Annotated in this window: 18 protein-coding genes; all 18 read right to left on the bottom strand. The window is 42.9% G+C overall.

Annotated features, from left to right (window positions below):
- Positions 1–7: 7 nt before the first annotated feature.
- Positions 8–1,384, bottom strand: a complete 1,377-nt coding sequence (gene ftsA / locus E4T82_RS00310) for a cell division protein FtsA (RefSeq protein WP_135180925.1) — start codon at positions 1,382–1,384, stop codon at positions 8–10.
- Between the two features lie 135 nt (positions 1,385–1,519).
- Positions 1,520–2,542, bottom strand: coding sequence for a cell division protein FtsQ/DivIB (locus E4T82_RS00305; RefSeq protein ID WP_135180924.1), 1,023 nt, complete (start codon positions 2,540–2,542; stop codon positions 1,520–1,522).
- Between the two features lies 1 nt (position 2,543).
- The gene (locus tag E4T82_RS00300; protein ID WP_135180923.1) at positions 2,544–3,611 is read right to left on the bottom strand and encodes a UDP-N-acetylglucosamine--N-acetylmuramyl-(pentapeptide) pyrophosphoryl-undecaprenol N-acetylglucosamine transferase; all 1,068 of its coding nucleotides are present in this window, start codon (positions 3,609–3,611) and stop codon (positions 2,544–2,546) included.
- Positions 3,608–4,969 (bottom strand): UDP-N-acetylmuramoyl-L-alanine--D-glutamate ligase, encoded by a 1,362-nt coding sequence (murD, locus tag E4T82_RS00295; protein WP_135180922.1) that lies wholly within the window; start codon positions 4,967–4,969, stop codon positions 3,608–3,610. The genes E4T82_RS00300 and murD overlap by 4 nt, the downstream gene beginning before the upstream one ends.
- Before the next feature lie 122 nt (positions 4,970–5,091).
- Positions 5,092–5,373 (bottom strand): DUF3165 family protein, encoded by a 282-nt coding sequence (locus E4T82_RS00290; RefSeq protein WP_135180921.1) that lies wholly within the window; start codon positions 5,371–5,373, stop codon positions 5,092–5,094.
- 4 nt (positions 5,374–5,377) lie between these two features.
- The gene (gene typA / locus E4T82_RS00285) at positions 5,378–7,228 is read right to left on the bottom strand and encodes a translational GTPase TypA (protein ID WP_135180920.1); all 1,851 of its coding nucleotides are present in this window, start codon (positions 7,226–7,228) and stop codon (positions 5,378–5,380) included.
- 167 nt (positions 7,229–7,395) lie between these two features.
- Entirely contained in the window at positions 7,396–8,001 is a 606-nt protein-coding gene (locus E4T82_RS00280) for an AAA family ATPase (RefSeq protein ID WP_135180919.1), read from the bottom strand.
- 3 nt (positions 8,002–8,004) lie between these two features.
- Positions 8,005–8,868, bottom strand: a complete 864-nt coding sequence (locus E4T82_RS00275) for a class II fructose-bisphosphate aldolase (protein WP_135180918.1) — start codon at positions 8,866–8,868, stop codon at positions 8,005–8,007.
- Positions 8,869–8,877: 9 nt separating this feature from the next.
- Positions 8,878–9,276: a tetratricopeptide repeat protein gene (locus tag E4T82_RS00270; protein WP_135180917.1), complete on the bottom strand. Its 399-nt coding sequence runs from the start codon at positions 9,274–9,276 to the stop codon at positions 8,878–8,880.
- Between the two features lie 26 nt (positions 9,277–9,302).
- On the bottom strand, positions 9,303–10,592 hold the full coding sequence (locus E4T82_RS00265) for a PTS sugar transporter subunit IIC (RefSeq protein WP_135180916.1): 1,290 nt from the start codon (positions 10,590–10,592) through the stop codon (positions 9,303–9,305).
- A 12-nt stretch (positions 10,593–10,604) separates the two neighbouring features.
- Positions 10,605–10,916: a PTS sugar transporter subunit IIB gene (locus E4T82_RS00260; RefSeq protein ID WP_135181150.1), complete on the bottom strand. Its 312-nt coding sequence runs from the start codon at positions 10,914–10,916 to the stop codon at positions 10,605–10,607.
- Entirely contained in the window at positions 10,916–12,997 is a 2,082-nt protein-coding gene (locus E4T82_RS00255; RefSeq protein ID WP_135180915.1) for a BglG family transcription antiterminator, read from the bottom strand. The genes E4T82_RS00260 and E4T82_RS00255 overlap by 1 nt, the downstream gene beginning before the upstream one ends.
- Positions 12,998–13,132: 135 nt before the next feature.
- A complete protein-coding gene (gene asnA / locus E4T82_RS00250) occupies positions 13,133–14,125 on the bottom strand; it encodes an aspartate--ammonia ligase (RefSeq protein ID WP_135180914.1) in 993 nt (330 codons plus the stop codon).
- 89 nt (positions 14,126–14,214) lie between these two features.
- On the bottom strand, positions 14,215–15,261 hold the full coding sequence (locus tag E4T82_RS00245; protein ID WP_135180913.1) for an MmcQ/YjbR family DNA-binding protein: 1,047 nt from the start codon (positions 15,259–15,261) through the stop codon (positions 14,215–14,217).
- A gap of 100 nt (positions 15,262–15,361) precedes the next feature.
- Complete coding sequence (locus tag E4T82_RS00240; RefSeq protein WP_135180912.1) at positions 15,362–15,541, bottom strand: twin-arginine translocase TatA/TatE family subunit; 180 nt, start codon at positions 15,539–15,541, stop codon at positions 15,362–15,364.
- A 1-nt stretch (position 15,542) separates the two neighbouring features.
- A complete protein-coding gene (gene tatC / locus E4T82_RS00235; protein WP_135180911.1) occupies positions 15,543–16,262 on the bottom strand; it encodes a twin-arginine translocase subunit TatC in 720 nt (239 codons plus the stop codon).
- Positions 16,252–17,949 carry an FTR1 family iron permease gene (locus E4T82_RS00230; RefSeq protein WP_135180910.1) on the bottom strand — a complete coding sequence of 566 codons (1,698 nt, stop codon included), beginning with the start codon at positions 17,947–17,949 and terminating at the stop codon, positions 16,252–16,254. Before E4T82_RS00230 ends, tatC begins: the two co-directional genes overlap by 11 nt.
- Positions 17,927–19,159 (bottom strand): iron uptake transporter deferrochelatase/peroxidase subunit, encoded by a 1,233-nt coding sequence (gene efeB, locus E4T82_RS00225; protein ID WP_135180909.1) that lies wholly within the window; start codon positions 19,157–19,159, stop codon positions 17,927–17,929. The genes E4T82_RS00230 and efeB overlap by 23 nt, the downstream gene beginning before the upstream one ends.
- Positions 19,160–19,161: the final 2 nt, after the last annotated feature.

Below are 19,161 nucleotides of genomic sequence, written 5' to 3'. Positions count from 1 at the left end.
TCTTTTCTTATTCAAACATGCTTCCAAACAAACCACGAATGCGATCTGTGATTTTCACTTTTGACTCGTCCTCTTCTGGCTCTGAGTAAGGAACATAAGGCCGTTCTTCAACAGGTTCAGTAACAACTTCTGTTGGTGTTTCCGGTTGAACTGGCTGAATAGCTGGACGAACTCTTGGTGTACTCAACGGAATGTCGACTGGTTTTTGTCGAAGTGTTGCTTCGCCGTTCACAGCTACTTGCGCAATCCTTTCAACTTCATCTAGGCTACCAACGTATTCCACTAAGCTGATGACATGGGCAAAGGCTGGGTTGCGGATACCAATCTGATTTGGTACATATAGTTTGGTATTAACCCCAAAAATTTCTTGAGCAAGCTCTGTAATACCAGGCAATACTGCTACACCGCCGACCAAGACGATGCCACCTGGCAAGTCCAAGGCACGTGTCCGCTCTAAGTCTTGCTTCACACGGGTGAAGATTTGACGAAGACGGGCAGAAATCACTTCTGACAAGTAGCGCTCTGTTACTTCGACTGGAGCTGATTCTCCAATCACTTCAACCATGAATTTTTCTTTTTCACTCGCTTCTTGTGGGTAAGCAATTCCGTAATTGAATTTCAAGTTTTCAGCAATGCTTTGAGAAGTTGTCAATACCTTGGAAATATCTTTGGTAATATAATCGCCACCTTCTTGATAGATATTGGTGTATTGCAACTCTTGACCACGCATTACCGCAACAGTTGTCTGTCCACCACCAAGGTCGATGACGATAGCACCGAACTCTTTTTCCCCTTCGTTGAGGACTGAACGAGCCAATGAAAGCGGAGAAATCACAACGTTTTCTACTTGAACGCCTGCGCGTTCAACGGTCTTACGCAAGTTATGCAAGATTGTACGCGGACCAGTATAGAGCATGCCACGCATCTCTAAACGAATCCCCATCATACCACGAGGGTCTTTGATGCCTTGGAACCCATCTACCACAAACTCTTCTGGTATAAAGGAAATCACTTCACGTTCTGGAGTCATGCTCTTTGTTAGAGCTGATTTTACAACATTTTGCACATCTACGTCTGTAATTTCTTGTGAATCTGTTGTTACTGGAATCATCCCTTGAGTAGGCTCGATTTGAAGGAGGTTTGCTGGCAAGCCAACATTTACCTTATCAATCCGAATGCCTGCCTTTTCCTCAGCTTGTGCAATTGCTGTTTTAATCGCTTTTGCTGCAACGTCAATATTGACAATAATTCCATCTTTCACGCCTGAGCTTTTGACATTGCTCACGCCAATCACATTCATTTCGCCTTCTACATACTCTGCAACCAAGACTTTAACGGAGCTTGTACCGATATCTAATCCCGTAAAAAAGCCATTTCTAGCCATCCTATCAGTCCTCTCTTACTTCTCAAACTTTTTAAGAATTTTTAGTTCAATGTTTTAAATATAATTATTCACCCTTCATTATACCATACAATATTCAAAAATGGGGATAGAAAAGCTTTTTTCTGTTATTTTTTTCTATTTTGCATAGCTAAATGCACCGACCTCCATGTCAACGATACTAGGGACCGAAAGTTGCTTAGCTATATTAGGGTAGTAGGGGAGTTTTATGTCAATTTCACTGAGAGGGAGGAGCAAGGTGTTCCCGTCGCGCATGGTCATCGTCAGTAAGTCCGTGGTTACCTTGCTTGGAGTCAAATCGATACTCTCTATGTTACCCATGATTCCAGCATCAATCGTTGCTAATTGTAGCGCAAGTTCCTTAACCAAATCGTTATTTGCTAAGTTAATCAGGGTGTGTTGCTCTGGTAATTCCTCTATCGGCATGGCTGTTTCAGAAATATTTCCACTCGATAGTACCAAGCGGTACCTATCCTTATCTTTTAGATAACCAACTTCCGTGAATTCTTCCACATGAATCGTGAAACGGTTAGGAAATTGGAAGGTCATCTTATCTGATTTGACAACGTTGCTGCTGTTTTTGATGTTGTCTTCAATATGTTTGGTCTCAAGTAAAGTTGTCAAGGCATAGTCTTTGCTCGAAATTCTGCTGTAACGAAGGACAGTTTCCGTATCGATACGCTGATTTCCAACAACCTCAATTTTCTTTTCTTTACTCAAAGGGCTGATGAAATAGACAGCAAGCAAGATTCCCATGATGGCTACTGCAATAATTGGACCGGCTTGTAAGAGTTCCTTGCGTGGAATCGGAGTACGCGTCACTACTGGCTTTACTTCTAGCTCCTGAGAAGGCTGGGTACTATTTGCCGCCTTTACCTTCTTGGTTTTCACTTTCTGACTCAGCTTAGGAGAACGAGCAGGGGCTTTTTCTTCTGGCTTTGCTTCCTCTTGTTCTATTTCTGTCTCTTGTTGGCTCGCCAAATAAGCCTGATGCCGTTCCTTCCATTGAGCAAGAAAATCACTTTCTGCTTCTGGTTCCTTCTCGGCCTCAGGTGCTTGTTCTTCTACTTGGTTTTCCGCTTCTTCTTGTAGTTTTTGCAGGTCCTGTGTGACTTCTTCCAAGGAGTCCTTTTCCGTCATTCTATGCCTTTCTTTCTATATCTTCTTTCAGCAATTGATAGAAATGATCCAGTGTTTGAATCTCAGTCGAATGCGCCATGTTCTCGATATAGCCTTCTTTTTCTGCCAATAAGTGCTCTACTGTTGCCACTAAAGTATCAAAGGTGAGATCGTCTTCATCTAACTGCTTGGCATAGCCCTTTTCTTCAAAATAGCGGGCATTTTCCAGCTGATCGCCACGACTGGCCTTTCGACCTAGAGGAACAATCAGGTGCAGTTTTTGCATCGCAACCAGCTCAAAAATCGTATTGGAACCACCGCGAGTGATGACTACATCAGCCTCATTCATCAAGGGTTGATACAAGTCTGTCACGTAATCTACTCGGTATAGTCTCGGCGATAAGTGATTGAGACTACTATCGCCTGTTAGATTGATGATATTAAACCGCTCCGTCAGGGCAACTTGATGCTGACTAATCAAATCGTTAAAGACCTTGGCACCACCTGATCCACCCACAAAGAGTAGGGTCGGTAGGTTTTCATCGAGCTGGCTGAGAATTTCAGGAAGCTGGATTGGGGTGACATTGTTTGCCGAGGCTACTTTTGTCACGGCACCCACATGCTTGACTTTTGCTAACTCACTACTTTGCCCAAAGGTACTGTACATGGTGGTCGCAAATTTGTAAGCGATTTTATTGGCCAAGCCCATGGACAAGTCTGACTCATGAATAAAAACAGGAATGCCCAATACACGTGAAGCAATAACAGGCGGCACTGACACAAAGCCCCCCTTTGAAAAGAGGGCTTGTGGGCGGATAGACAATAAAATAGCAAGCGATTGGCCAATGCCCCAAACTACCTTAAAAACATCTAGGAGATTTTGCCAGGAAAAATAACGGCGCAATTTCCCTGTTGCAATCCCGTGAAACTGAACATCTAGCCCTGACTGAACGAGTTGCCGGTATTCAATTCCCTTGCGGTCCCCGATATAGTGCACTTCCCAGCCGTCCTTGAGAAACCGTGGAATCAACAGGAGATTCAGCGTCACATGACCGACTGTTCCACCCCCTGTAAAGACTATTTTTTTCATATATTACGTCCCTTCAATTCCTCGATGGTCTTGAGAAAGCTATCGCCACGTACCTCAAAGTTGACATACATATCCCAGCTAGCATTGGCAGGGCTGAGAAGAACCGTATCCCCTGTCTCTGCTAATTGATACGCTTTTTTCGTTGCATCAGCTACATCTTGGGCGTCTGTATACGACACTCCAGCCTTATCGGCTGCACGTTTCACACGAGGAGCAGACTCGCCTAGAATAACCATGTGTTTTAAGCCTACTAAATCTGGCACTAACTCATCAAATTCATTGCCACGGTCAAGTCCACCTGCAATCAAGATGACCTTGCTATTGTCAAAACCAGACAGGGCTTTTTGGGTCGCCAAGATATTGGTTGACTTGCTGTCATTGTAGAAGGTCACGCCCTCTAGCTGACCTGCGTGTTGCAGACGGTGCTTAACTCCGCCAAAGGTTGACAGGGCTTCATGAATAGCTTGATTATCAACACCCATTACCTTTGCAACAGCAATCGTCGCAAGCGCATTTTCAATATTGTGGCTACCTGGTACACCGATGTCGCTTGCCGCCATGATGCGCTCTCCCCTAAAGTAGAGCTGACCGTCTAAAAGATAGGCTCCGTCAACTATTTCTTGTGTCGAAACAGGTATCACTTGGGCCTTGGTCTTGCTAGCCAATGAGGCTACAATTTCCTGATTCGTATTCAGAATAACCATGTCGTCTGCTGTCATCTGCTCTTGAATCCGCCACTTGGCTGCTACGTATTCTTCAAAAGAGTCATGGTAGTCGATGTGGGTCGGCATCAGATTGGTGATGACTGCGATATGAGGGTGAAAGGCCTTTGTTCCCATCAGTTGGAAAGAGGACAACTCCATGACGAGGACGTCCTTGTCCGTCGCTTCTTGGGCAACAGATGAGGCAGGAAAGCCAATATTTCCACAGAGTTTGGCTGATTTTTGACCTTGATTGAGGACTTCTGCAATCATGGTTGTGGTGGTTGTTTTCCCATTTGATCCCGTAATCCCGATAATCGGCGCCTCAGAAACAAGATAAGCCAACTCCACCTCTGTCCAGACAGGAATGCCTCTTTGAAGTGCTTTTTCGACCATAGGATTGTCATAGCGAATTCCTGGATTTTTCACTAGAAGGGCAAAGTCTTCATCTAATAATTCCAAGGGATGATGACCGCATATCACACGAATTCCTGCTTCTAAAAGAGATTGGGCTGTTGGATTTTCTTCAAACGGTTTCCCGTCATTGACTGTGACAATTGCACCTAATTTGTCCAATAGACGCGCTGCAGCCTCACCAGATTTGGCAAGCCCTAGAATCAATATTTTTTTATTTTCAAATTGTTTTACCTGATTCATCTTGGTACCATACTTTCTATTCCTAGCCTATCTATTTTACCTTGAATGCGCTTCTTTTTCAAGCGAAAGCGAAAAAGAATAAAATAGAGTAGAACCAAAATGGATTCTACTCTATTATGTATTCACCGATAACGATAGGGTCTTCTCTTGGAGCGCAGTAGTTTTCTCGGTTTGTCCAAGAAATAGATGTCGCGCATGGCCCATAGTCCAACCACGACCATTCCGATAACGAGCCACATCTCTGGCGGAGATTGCAACACTTTCAAAAAGCCCAGCAGCAAGGCAATCAAGAGCCCAACCACAATAAAGACGGCCGCAACCACATTCATGGTGCCCTTGATATTGCTCGGTGCGGCGAAAATGTAGAATAGGACCAACATAATAGCAACAATCAAATAAAACATCGGCTTAGCCCTCTTCGGCTGCTAATTTTTTCTTCTTCGCGGCCTTATCACGCTCTGCTTTATTTAAAATTTGCTTGCGTAGGCGAATAGATTCTGGTGTGACTTCCATGTACTCATCGTCGTTCAAGAATTCAAGTGATTCTTCCAAGGTTAAGATGCGCGGTGTTTTGATAACAGCCGTCTGATCCTTGGTAGCTGAACGAACATTGGTCATAGCTTTGGCTGTCGTGATATTAACTGTCAAGTCGTTTTCACGAGAATTTTCTCCAATGATCATTCCCTCATATACTTCTGTACCTGGATTGACGAAAATCGTACCACGTTCTTCAATCCGCATAATGGAGTAAGTCGTTGCTTTTCCTGCATCAATTGAAACGAGGGCTCCACGGTGACGACCACCGATTTCACCTGGAACAACTGGAAGGTATTGGTCAAAGGTATGGTTCATGATTCCGTATCCGCGAGTCATAGAAAGGAATTCTGTCGAATAGCCAATCAAGCCGCGAGCTGGAACAAGAAAGACCAGACGCGTCTGCCCATTGCCTGTCGCCTGCATATCCAGCATTTCACCTTTGCGCTCAGATAGGCTTTGGATAACAGAACCTTGGTATTCTTCTGGGGTATCAATTTGCACGCGCTCAAATGGCTCCATTTTCACGCCGTCCACTTCCTTGATGATGACTTCTGGACGTGATACTTGAAGCTCATAGCCTTCACGACGCATGGTTTCAATCAAGATAGACAAGTGCAATTCACCACGGCCTGATACCGTCCATTTATCAGGTGAATCTGTCGCGTCAACCCGCAGCGAGACGTCGGTTTGCAACTCTGCTAAAAGACGCTCTTCGACCTTACGAGAGGTAATCCATTTCCCTTCACGACCGGCAAATGGTGAGTTATTCACAAGGAAGGTCATTTGAAGGGTTGGCTCGTCAATCCGAAGCACTGGTAGCGGCTCAATCGCATCTGTAGGCGTAACGGTTTCTCCAACGAAGATGTCTTCCATACCAGAAACGGCAATCAAATCCCCTGCCTTGGCTTCTTGGATTTCCTTGCGTTCCAGACCGAAGAAACCAAAGAGTTTTGTCACACGGAAGTTTTTTGTTGTACCGTCTAATTTTGAAAGGGTTACTTGGTCACCAACTTTCACCGTTCCACGGAACACGCGTCCGATACCGATACGACCGACAAAGTCATTATAGTCTAAGAGTGACACTTGGAATTGCAAGGGCTCATCTGAGTTGTCCACTGGAGCCGGGATATGCTCGATAATGGTGTCAAAGATTGGTGCCATGGTTTCTTCTTGGTCTGCTGGATTGTCAGAGAGAGAAGAAGTTCCGTTAATGGCTGATGCGTAGACTACTGGGAATTCCAACTGGTCATCATCTGCCCCCAACTCGATAAAGAGTTCCAAAACCTCGTCCACTACTTCTGCAGGACGCGCAGAGGGTTTGTCGATTTTATTGACCACAACGATTGGCGTCAAGTTTTGTTCCAAGGCTTTTTTCAATACAAAGCGCGTCTGTGGCATGGTCCCTTCATAGGCATCAACGACAAGGACAACCCCATCAACCATTTTCATAATCCGCTCGACTTCCCCACCGAAGTCCGCGTGTCCCGGCGTATCCATGATGTTAATCCGAGTACCGTTATAAGCAACTGCTGTATTTTTTGCAAGAATGGTGATACCACGCTCTTTTTCAATATCGTTGGAATCCATCGCGCGCTCATCCAACTGCGTACGCTCATCAAGCGTTTGAGATTGCTTTAACAACTCATCTACCAAGGTTGTTTTCCCGTGGTCAACGTGAGCGATGATTGCGATATTCCGAATATCATTTCTTAAATTTGTCATATCTGCCTCTACTTCGTTTAGTTTAACTAAAAAAGTATATCACATATCTCCATAAAAAGCACCGATAAGCTGATTGTAAATGTTTTCAGAGAGGGACGATGAAAGAAATGAGAATTCTCATGAAATAAAAGGAGACAGAAAAAGGCTGGAGCTAGTGTCCAACCTTCTTAAGATAAGGCTACTAATTCCTCCAATAGTGGTGCGTAATCCACTGTAGCATAATCAGTAACATCTATCTCATAAAGTTTACCTAAAGAAAATTGATTGTACTGCCTCGCTTCAATAATATCCCAAAAACCTTGTTTAGTAATCAATTCGTCTGCCTGCTTACGATCCTGCAATGCATCCCCGTAGTGATAATGACTCATCAAAAAGCTCAAATGCCGACTCTCGTCTAAATCACGTTGAATCCTCCTTTGCCACAGGACTTCAAACTCAGCCACTAAACGAATCGTGATAATATGATAATTGTATTTTTGAGAAAATTCTTCAAAGTAAGGTTTTTGCTTATAAGAGAAAGGATACTCTGTTACAATAAATTGCTTTCCAACGCTCATGTAGATTTCCAAGGCTTGGTAATATAGGTGCCAGACTTGTTGTTCCAATTCCTTTTTCTCTTCTGCTGTTGAAAAACCGACACGATCCGCTAAATCTTGTTTGAACTCATCTGGTGAAATGGTATAGGTTTGCGGAAGAGCATCACATATCAAACTGCTTAAATAGCTTTTCCCCGTAGCTGGTGGTCCAGCCAAAAGAATCAAATACTTTTCCATAAGCTACCCCATCGTAATAGGCTGATGTCGATTGAGGAATAAGTTCATTTTATGTTTGACAATTTCTTTTACTTTTTGATTGGCTGGAATGACATTATATCGCAGGGATTTGTTAACCGCTGTTTCACCAAAGGTTTGTTTCGCTTCTTGGGTCCAATTAACAAGTAATTCTGTTCCTACGTTGAATTTCCGGATACCATTATTGATTAATTCAGGGTAATCCTCTTCTTTCACACCCGTACCACCATGAATCACTAAGGGAACATCTACTACTTTATGAATCTCTTTGAGAAGAGGGACATTTACTTCCGTTTTGGATTTAAATTGTCCATGATTTGTACCAATTGCAACTGCCAAGGCATCAACCCCTGTCTCTTCTACAAACAAAACAGCATCTTCTGGTCTAGTATAAACCTTATCATCTTCCGCAACAGAAATTCCTTCCTCTGTTCCACCGATAGTCCCAAGCTCCCCTTCTACAGAAACACCACGGGCATGCGCATATTCGACAACCAATTTGGTCTTTTCAATATTTTCCTTAAAAGGCAAACGAGAACCATCAAACATAATGCTTGAATAACCTGCGGCAATTGCCTCTTTTATCGCATCTACATCTCTTGCATGATCAAGATGCAAAGCAACATCTACCATATGTGTTTCAGCAAGCGACTTTACAACTGCTACAATCACTTCATAGCCAATGTATTTTGCTGTATCGATACTTGTTTGAATGATAATCGGAGCTCCAACTTCCTTTGCTCCCCGAATCATATCAGGAAGCATTTCCAAATTATGCATATTAAAGGCTCCAACCGTCATATTTAATCTACTTGCTGTCTCCGTTACTTCTTTTAAAGTTTTGTACATACACTCCTCCTATCTTGTCAACGTTAATTTTTTGGCGATATTTCGCATATCATCCATCTTACTCATGTAATAATCAATCGCCTCATTGTCTTTATCACGAGCGGCTTCTGCTCTTTTTAGGTTATATAAACTCATTAATTGTTTGTAACCGTCACCTATTGTCAACTTTAAATCCAGACTTTTTTCTAAAGTCTCAATGGCAACATTTGTTTCTCCTAATTTTGCCTGTAATAAGCCTACTTCTTCATAGAGTCGAGCCTGCTGAGCAACTGCAAGGCCTTCTTGCTCTAATTGCTTGTTTAAATCTAGGATTTTCCCCCGCAATAGAACTTTTTCGTCTGCACTTAAACTATCTTGAGGAATCTCCTCTTTTTTCTGAAATTTCTTTTTCTTAAAAAATGAAAACATATCTATTCACCTCCTAAGATAGATGACTAAACATTAAGCATTTTCAATAGTGGACTAAAAATCCAAGCATATAACAATGCTGCCGCTACTGTATCAACATCTGTTGCAGTCGCATTGACAAAGCCAAGTTGACCAAATGCAGTAACCAAGAGAGCCGGAAGAAGAGTGATGAAGAAACCATGAGCAATGCCGCCAATGATTGCTCCTCTGCGACCTCCTACAGCATTTCCGAAAATACCTGCTGTTCCACCAGCAAAGAAATTCGTCAGCATACCTGGCAAAATAGTCGCAAGACCAAATACTGGTAGAGCTACCATGGCAATCAGAGTTCCAATGGTAGTTGTAATAAATCCTAAAATAACTGCGTTCGGTGAGTATGGGAAAAAGACCGGACAATCAAGAGCTGGAATCGCATCTGGAACAAGTTTCATCGCAATTCCACGGAAGGCTGGTACAATCTCTGCTAACAAGAGGCGGACACCTGATAAGAGGATATATACCCCCACTACAAATTGAATGGACTGCAGGAAGGCAAACATGACATGATGTTGACTACCAGTATCAACGGCATCTGGACCTGCGATAATAGCTGTAATAAGATAAAGTGGTACCATTACTACCATGACAGATAGATAAGTATCCTGCAAGAAATCAAACGCTTTTGGCAACTCAATATCTTCAATAGATTTCTTATTTTCTCCGCGTTCTCCAAAAATTTTTGCTACTCCTGCCTCAAACAAATATCCAATTGTACAAAAATGTCCCAAAGCAATGTCATTTGAACCAGTTACCTTCCGAATAATCGGTTGAGCAATAGCCGGCATTGCAATGGCAAAGAAACCGCCGACAATACCACCCACAACAATCAGGACAAATCCACGCAATCCTGCAAAATAACCAAAGACAGTTGTCATCGTAGCCATCCAAAGAATCGCTTGACCAGTAAGGAAGATGTATTTCCACTTCGTTAGACGAGCAAATAGAATGTTGAAAATAAAGATTGCTAGAAAGGTCAGCGCAATATCGCTTCCTAAACCAAGGTCATTCATGGCTTGACCATTAATCGCTTCAATTGAAGGGACGATTCCCTGCGTATGGAAAGCTAGCTTAAAAATATCACCAAAGTATAACAAACTACCTACAATAACACTTGAGCCAGCACTCAACACTTGGAAACCAAGTAAGGTTTTTAACGTTCCAGAAATGACCTGCCCGAGAGATTTTTTCTGGAGAACAAGCCCTAGCATGGCAATCAATGCAATCGTAATAGAGGCCTGAGTTAAAATATTATTAATAATGAAATTCACAATCTGCATCACTTTTCTCCTTTATTTAATTACTTGTTTTTCCCGTAATACAGGTAATAATTTTTCTTCAATTTCCTTTGAAGACACTATGTTTTTTAAATAAATAATCGCCGTTTTCTCCTCATCAATTGAAAATGTTTCAAATTGTTTTTGGAAATTCTGTGCGGTGATAATAACATCTGGTTGAACAGAAGCCGCTGTTGAAATATCAACATGGTCTAATTTTGCATTGATATTGTATTGATTCAATACATCCTCTGCAGCCATCTGAGCAGCAAAACTAGACCCTAGTCCTGCTCCGCATACAAATAAAATTGTGATTGGACGTTCCATCATTCTTCCTCCTTATGTGAATGAAATAAAATTTGTTTGACAGTTTCAATGTCCCTCGCTTGGGAAAGCTGTTCCACTTTATCCGTATGGCGAATTAAATTCACCAAACTTTTCATAATATTCAAATGAGAAAATGCATCAACTGCTGATAAGCAAAAGATAACGGATACTAGCTGCTCTTCTTCTGGTCCAAAGTAAACTGGATTTTCAAAAATAGTCACGCTTAGTCCCAGTTCATTGGCTCCATCTTGTGGGCGAGCGTGTGCCAAAGCGAAATGCGGTCCTATGACAATGTAGGGACCATATTCTGATACACTATCAATCATGGCTGACACATAGTTTTGTGTAATGACCTCCTTATCCAGCAAAGGCTGAGCGACTAGTTTTATAGCATCTGGCCAGTCGTATTCTTTGGATACGATTTGAATAGCATCATCAGTTAAAATATCTTGAATCATTGGCTGTACCTCTCTTATATTAATTGTTAAATCATACTCTTTAAATAGTTGTTCTAGCTTTAGATAAAGTTCTGTGTCAACTTCTCCCATCTGCTCAATCATTTGAAGTAAGTCTCGAAACATGACTGTATACTCATTTCGTTTGTGGATAACTCGTCTAGCTTCAGGGTGTTCTGCTAAAAAATGTAAAATCCGAACCTTCGTTCCTTCTTGGATTAAAGAATCCACAATGAGTAGCGGTTTTTGAGTGTAGGTAATTTCTACTGTAGAAAAAACCAAATCCACATCCAACTTATCTACAATGGCCAATTCCTTAGAACTCAACACAGCAAAAACTTCAATGTTAAAAAATTCCCTAAGATTTTCGGAAAGTAATTTTCCAGTTGCCACGCCATGATTACAAATCACCACCGCTCGATACCAATACTGATTTTCCTGATTCATTTCGCTCAATACTGCTGAAAAATGAATCGCTAGAAAGGCAATTTCATCTTCCAAAATGGTCTTCCCTAACTGTTTCTCTAAATCAGTTGAAAATACTTGAACTGCTTCATAAATAGCCCCATAGCTTTGCCGAATTTTATCTGTCAAAGGATTTGTTAGCTGGATATCATTCTCAATTCGTGAAACCATGCTAATCATATGCCGATACAACGATTCTTGTAATGAATTTTCCTTTTTGGAAAACGGAACACCTGTTCGTTCTGTAACAAAATGAATCAATTGTAGTGTTAGCATTTGCAATTGCAGCCAGTTAATGGGACTATATTCTTCCTTTACATGAAAGGACTGTAACATAGCATAAATATAGTCCAACTCTGTAATGGTAGGTACCAAGGTATAGTATGTACAAATTCGTTGTAAATACTCTCTAATTCCACGAATATCTTTTACAGATTCATTGGGGACTTCCGTTACTTCAACCAACTGTCCTTTCATCATTCTTCCCATCCAAATACAAGTAAAAAGATTAAAGTGAAGTCGATGAAGTTGGTCACCAATCGAATAAATAGTTTCTTCAAATAAATTGTCAAGCAGGCGAACACATTCAGTTGCTATATAGCGTCCGATGATATCTGGACGACTTAGTTCAAATCGTTCGTTATCCCTCGCAATTGCCGAGCTGATGAAAGCATATAACATGGTTCGGATTGTCGACTCCTTTCCCTCTAAAACCAAACCAATTTTAGGATGACTAACAATTTCTACATGATAAGAAATCAGTCGCTGTCTCAACTGGCGCATGTCTTCATCAATAGTCGATTTCGAGACACGGTACTCTTCTTCTTTCCGATAGAGAAAAACAGGATTTGCATTTAACGCTATATCCAACAAAATATCCAACATGCGTTCTTCTCGTGTTAAATAATCTTGGTTTTTTTCATTACGTAGAGAATCCCTAAATGTCTTTTCTTCCTGCTCTGACAACTCCAATTTAAAGCCTTTATTTCTTATTGATTGAATTCTAGGAAGCTGATGTTCTTCCAGAAATTCATTCAAGTGAGTAATATCGTTACGAATGGTTCTAGCACTAACTTGCAAGTCTTTTTGTAGTTGATTCATTTGAACAGGGAGCTTTGAGACTAACAACTTGTTAATCAAATCAATTGTTCTCTCTTTCACCTTCTTCCCCTCTCTTTCTATATTTTTATTATAAAGCTCGATCAAATTGTTTGGTAGTAGATATTTTTGCAACCTGTATTGGCAACGAAGTAAGCGTTTCCTAGGGCACTAAAAAAGAACTGAAAATTCAGTTCTTTACAATATATTCTCAAATGTATCGCGGACGTCCTGTGGCCAAACGCTGGACTGGACTTCGCCGATGTGTTTTTTACGGAGGAGGAACATGGCAAGGCGTGATTGTCCGATTCCACCACCAATCGTGAGAGGGAAGAGACCGTTTAATAGGGCCTTGTGCCATTCAAATGCCAGCCTATCCTCATCACCTGTAATAGCCACTTGGCGTTTCAGAGCCTCTTCATCCACCCGAATGCCCATAGAGGACAATTCAAAGGCAGACTGTAATTGCTCATTCCAGACGAGAATGTCTCCATTTAGCCCCTTGTAGCCATTTTCAGATGGTGTCGTCCAGTCATCGTAGTCAGGTGCTCTGCCGTCATGTGGTTTGCCATCTGACAACTCTCCACCAATGCCGATGAGAAAGACCGCGCCATATTCTTTTGCAATGGCATTTTCCCGCTCTTTTGGTGTCAAGCCTGGATAGCGATCTGCCAATTCTTCCGAATGGATAAAGGTAATCTGCTTCGGTAGTACCGCTTCGATGTCATAGCGGGCTTCAACAGCTAATTCTGTCAGCCGAATAGCCTTATAAATCAACTCCACCGTCTCTTTCAAATAAGCGAGGTTGCGTCTACCATCTGGAATCACCTTTTCCCAATCCCACTGGTCTACGTAGACCGAGTGAATGGGATCAAGCGAGTCTTCATCTGGTCGAAGAGCCTTCATGTGGACAAATAGTCCCTCCCCTTCATTGAAGCCAAAGCGAGCCAAGGTATGGCGTTTCCATTTGGCCAAGGAATGCACAACCTCATAGGTCGCATCTGGAATCAATTTGACATGGACGGTGACCGCATTTTCAACCCCTGACAAGTTGTCCTGCATACCGTCACCGACACGGCTCAAAATCGGACCCTGTACTTCGACAATTTCCAACTTGTCCTTTAGATACTGGGTAAAGGTATTTTTGACAAAGGAAATCTCTTCCTGCTGGTGGATAAAACTCTTCTTCATACTCCATAACCTCCAAAACTATATTCCTATTATAGACTTTTTCAAAAAGATGTAAAGCAAAACATTGAATTTTCTGATAATTCTCCAAATCAGCACTCTTCCAGCAGTTTTTCCAATGCCGCTCTGCATTCTGGTGTCGCAAGCCGTGGTCCACGCACTGCTTTCACCCCTAATTCCTTCATCTGTGCCAAGGGAAAGGTATCATCTGCAAGTTCCCGAACTAATTCCAGCTGCATGAATTCCTTCTCCTCCCCAAGGATGTGGGCTTCGGTCACACGACAGAGATAGCGAATGGCCTGAATCGGTGCGGTCATATAAATACAGACCAGATCTCCTGCCTTGATTTTAGGCTTCTGAGTCCAAAGAATCATACCTTTACTGCGCAACTCAGTATCAATATCATAGAGTTTGGGATTGGCTGGGATAAACCAGCAACAAGGACCAAATGAAAATTGCGTCGTTTTCGGAGCGACCAAATCGCGGCTCTTGCTGACAAGGGCAAACAAGGCCTCATCTGCTAAACTGCCGTCCAAGCTAATCGAAACCCAGGTTTTCTTGGACATGTGGTAGGCAGGGTAAATGCCCTCCTGTGCCAACCATTCTTTCATCTGCCCAGCTTCTACTTTGACATTGATGATTTCGACTGTTCCTGCTTTGTCTACCACTCCCAAGGCTGTCCACGGCACTTGGGTCACCAACCCGTACCATTTTTGATTAGTAGCATGGCGTAAGGTAGCGATGTCTGGCGCCTTAGTAAAGGGATAATCAGGAACTTCTTGAAAATGTTCCTTTACATAGCGAACCAAGCGGTTTCCTTGGGTGGATCGAAAGGTTTCTTCTTCGGTGCAATGCTGTACCAAGTGTTGCAGAATCTCCGCATAACGCTCTCGTACTTCTCCTACAAAGGCTCCGACTGCACGCTGAATGCGAAAGCCATGGTATTCTTCATCCATATCCAAGTCCCAGATTTGGGCAGAGGCTTGATTGTTCGAGTCAACCTGAATCCGCGCTTCAAAATGCCCATCCATGAACGATTGGCAAAAGCGCAACACTCCTCTTTCTTCCTTAAAACCATAGTCCAACAGGCGCGCTCTCTGCCAGATTTTATCCTTGAAAAAGGCTTCTTCAAATTGCATCTTTCTCCCTTCCCTCACCTTTTATAGTCTTCAAAAAAGAGTGTGGAACTCTCCATCGAGCTTCCTCACTCTATCTACTCTTTTTCTGAATATCAGCCGACTAGTTGGCTGTATCGTCCTTGTCTGTTGATTCTCCTTGATCCATGGCTTTTTTAAAGGATGAAATCATTTTGCCGATGGAGTCGCCCAACTCTGGCAGGCGTTTTGGTCCAAAAATCAAGAGGGCACCCAAGACCAAGATAATCATTCCTGGTGCTCCAATATCGCGTAAGATTCCCATATCAGGTTCTCCCTTTTTCTTTTCTTCGGTAGAGCCACTTGCTAAGCGCCACACTCACTTCATAGATGAGAATGAGTGGCACCGTCATGGCTAAATCACTGGTAAAATCAGCTGGCGTAATGATAACCGCAACCACCAGCAAACTAAAGTAGGCATGTCTTCTATATTGTACCAAAAATAGTGGATGAAGGATACCAATGGAGGTCAAAAAAGCGACCAAAACTGGAATTTCAAAGACAACTGCCATAGGCAGGGTCGTATGGAGCAAGAAAGCGAGATAGTTTTGAGCCGTTAATCTAGTATCAAAGAGCCCCTCTCCAAAGGATAAGAGAACCTGTAAGAGGGCTGGACTAACCAAATAAAATCCAAATAGGAGACCCACCACAAAGCATAAAAAGACCGCCGGGATATACCAAAAAGCACTCCTTGCCTCTGCCTTATCAAGGGCTGGTAGGATAAAAGCCCAGACCTGATAGGTCAAAAAAGGCAGGGTCAGGGTAAAGGCCACGAGGCTTGCTAAATTGATATAAATCCACAAGATGTCATTTGGACCTAGCACAATCAATTTCTGGGAAAATCCCTGGGTCAAAAACTGATAGATACTACTCGAAAAGTAAAGGCTGACCAAGAAACTGATAAAGAAAAAGGAAATGGTCCAAATGAAACGGCTCCGAAACTCGGTCAAATGCTCGACAATGGTTAATTCTTGCTTAGTCTTCATGAATTTCGCGATTCCTCCAGGTTAGCCAGCCGATCAAGACGATAAGCAAGAGCTGTGACAAGAGAACTTCCAGACTTGGATAGAGGCCGATAAGGTCTAATGTCGGTACTCCTTTGATCACATGGCTCGGCAGGATACTGGTCAATTGTAGGGCATGAATACTCACGCCTAGCATCTTAAAGGCAAGGACATAGATCAGCCAAGTCAGGTAGAAAAAGACCCGATGTGGTTTGATTTTACTGGTCGTTTGTACCATCAGAATCGCTAGGATGATGAGAACAAGAAAGGCGAGACCAATCCCTAGCAAAAACTCTCTAAGACTAATTTGGGGAAGCATACCTGCATAAAAGAGAATGGTTTCTGCCCCCTCCCGAAAGACTGCTAGAAAGCTGAGGGCAAACATAGATACAAAACTACCACTTGCTGTCACCACTCGCATCTGCTCTTCCATATAGTCATTCCACTTCTTAACAGAGGACTTGCTGTGAAGCCAGATTCCAATGACAATCATCATCACTACCGCAACAATGCCGACTATCCCCTCAATGATTTCACGGTTGGTTCCTGATGAAAGGGTCGGAAAAAATTGTTGCAGCGCAATGGCTAGTATCGTACTGGCTAAAAGACCTACGACTGCTCCACCATATACCCACGTCAAGCCCTTTTTCTGCTTGCTGGCTTTAAGAGTAGATACCAATGCCATGACGATGAGCAAGGCTTCCACTCCCTCCCGAAGCAAAATCAGCATGGCATCAAAGGCATTGTAACTGGCAGAGGTATCAATACTTGATAAATCTGCAATCAACTGATCCAGCTTTTCTTGGTATTCAGCCTCCTCTCCCCGCACCATGATAAGGGGTGTTTGGTTCTCTACACGGGTATAAAGGCTCGGATAGCGCGTACTGACATCCCCTTCGATACTTGGCCAAATAGTGATAAATTCTTTCATGAAAGCAGTCCCTTTATCCCTATCTCCTGCTTCAAAAGCAGTCCGTGCTTGCTCCAGCAGACCGATCCCATCTTTCAAGGTCAGGTTGTTCGCAGTCGTTGCTACTTCCTTACCGTCCTTAAAGGCTTGAATCGCATTTTTCAGTTCATCAAACGACAGTTGAATCGCACTATAATCTACTGCTTCTGTCTCAATACTGCTACGCAAGAAAGAAATGGCTGTTTCAATTTTCCCATAATGACCCGTACTGGTATCACGAACAATACGCTCATTGACCGTCCAAGCACTGTTTAGTTTTTTGTACTGCTCCTTGACTGCATCCATATCCTTAGTATCAATAGCTGCCTGCAAGCTAGTATAACTAGGGGCGAGTTTCGTCATCAACTTCTCTTTTTCAGCATCAACATCCACGGGGTGTTGCTCCGCATCAAAGTCTAAAAGGGCTTTTGAAACAGCGACCAATTTTTCTTCTGTCGGAGCTTTTTCCAATTCCTCTAAGCGCTCGGTCACCGATTGACCAGCCTTGGAATCATGGTTTTCAATTTGCGTAAAATCTGCTCGTAACTGGGAAATCAGCTGCTCCGCTGTCCCCCGATCTCCTTTTTGCAAAGCGGTTGTCGCATCTGTAATCGTAATAAACAGGTGACTATAAGAATCCTCTGCTGAAACGGGGGAAGCAAGCAGGGTCAGAGCAAGGAGGGCAAGGACTGCCAATTTATTCAAATAAGGCTTGACCAATATACTCTCCTTTTTTCACACCAGCAAAACAGGCAAACAAACCACTTCCGACATGGGTGATGTACTCATTTAGCTTGTCTAGATTTCCAAGATTATTCTGAATAGTGATAAACTGCTCTGGATCTTTTTGGAAAGAGATAAAGAGCAGACCTGAGTCAAATTGCCCTGTTTTCTCATCAATCCCGTCTGAATACGAAAAGGCTCTGCGGTAGATTTCAAGCCCTGTTTCCTTTGCCAAGCGGACATGGGAATCAACCGGCACAACTGGCTCTCCCTTTTCGTCCTTCAAATCCAAGTCCACTTCGTCAAATTCATCCTTTTGTCCGAAAGGTGCACCACTTTCCTTATAGCGACCAAAGGTATGTTCCTGTTCGTTGAGACTGGTTCGATCCCATGTTTCCAAAAACATCTGAATCCGGCGCACCGCCATATAGGTACCACCCCGCATCCAGTTGGCATCATCACACCAGATGACCTCTTTAAACTCTTCTTCGGTTTTCCCATTTGCTGTACCGTCTTTAAAACCAAAAAGATTGCGCGGTGTTTCCTTGCGGTTACCAAGCGCTGCAAAACCTGCCTGACTCCATTTCATAGTCACGACATGGCGTCCCTTTCTCACCAGATTTCTAACCGCATGAAATGCCACCTGCTCATCATCTGCACATGCCTGGATAACAATGTCTCCACCAGTGTATCTTTCCTTGAGCTGATCCCGTGGAAATACAGGTAGATCTCGAAATTCTTTAGGCTTCTTACTATCCAAGCCTAACTTGGTCAAAAAAGCAGGAGAAATTCCAAAGGTCAGTGTCAGACGGTGCGGATTAAGCCCGACTGTCTCGCCTGTATCAAAAGGTGGCAGATAGGCATTGTCGCTATCTTCTTTGACCAATTGGCCTGTCACTAATTTCTCGCTGTAATCTGTCCAGTCCTTAAACATCTGGATAACTTCAGCCCTCTCTATTGAATGCAGGTCTAATACGACAAAATAGACATTTTTCTGCATTGGCGTCACAATACCTGCCTGATGTTCACCATAGAAAGAGATGTCTTCTCCACCCTCGGCTTTTGCGGTCTCACTCGTCACCTTTCTAGCGAAAAAAGCAGAGGCACCAGAAGCACCGAGTGCAAGTCCAGCTCCCCCTAAGCCTGCTTTTTTGAGAAATTCACGACGATCCATTTTCTTATCAAACCATTTTTCGTCTTTTGTCATTG

This window comes from Streptococcus cuniculi (assembly GCF_004570575.1).
Classification (GTDB): domain Bacteria; phylum Bacillota; class Bacilli; order Lactobacillales; family Streptococcaceae; genus Streptococcus; species Streptococcus cuniculi_A.
Note: the sequence above shows the minus strand (reverse complement) of the source record. Positions and strands in the feature narration are given on the sequence as shown.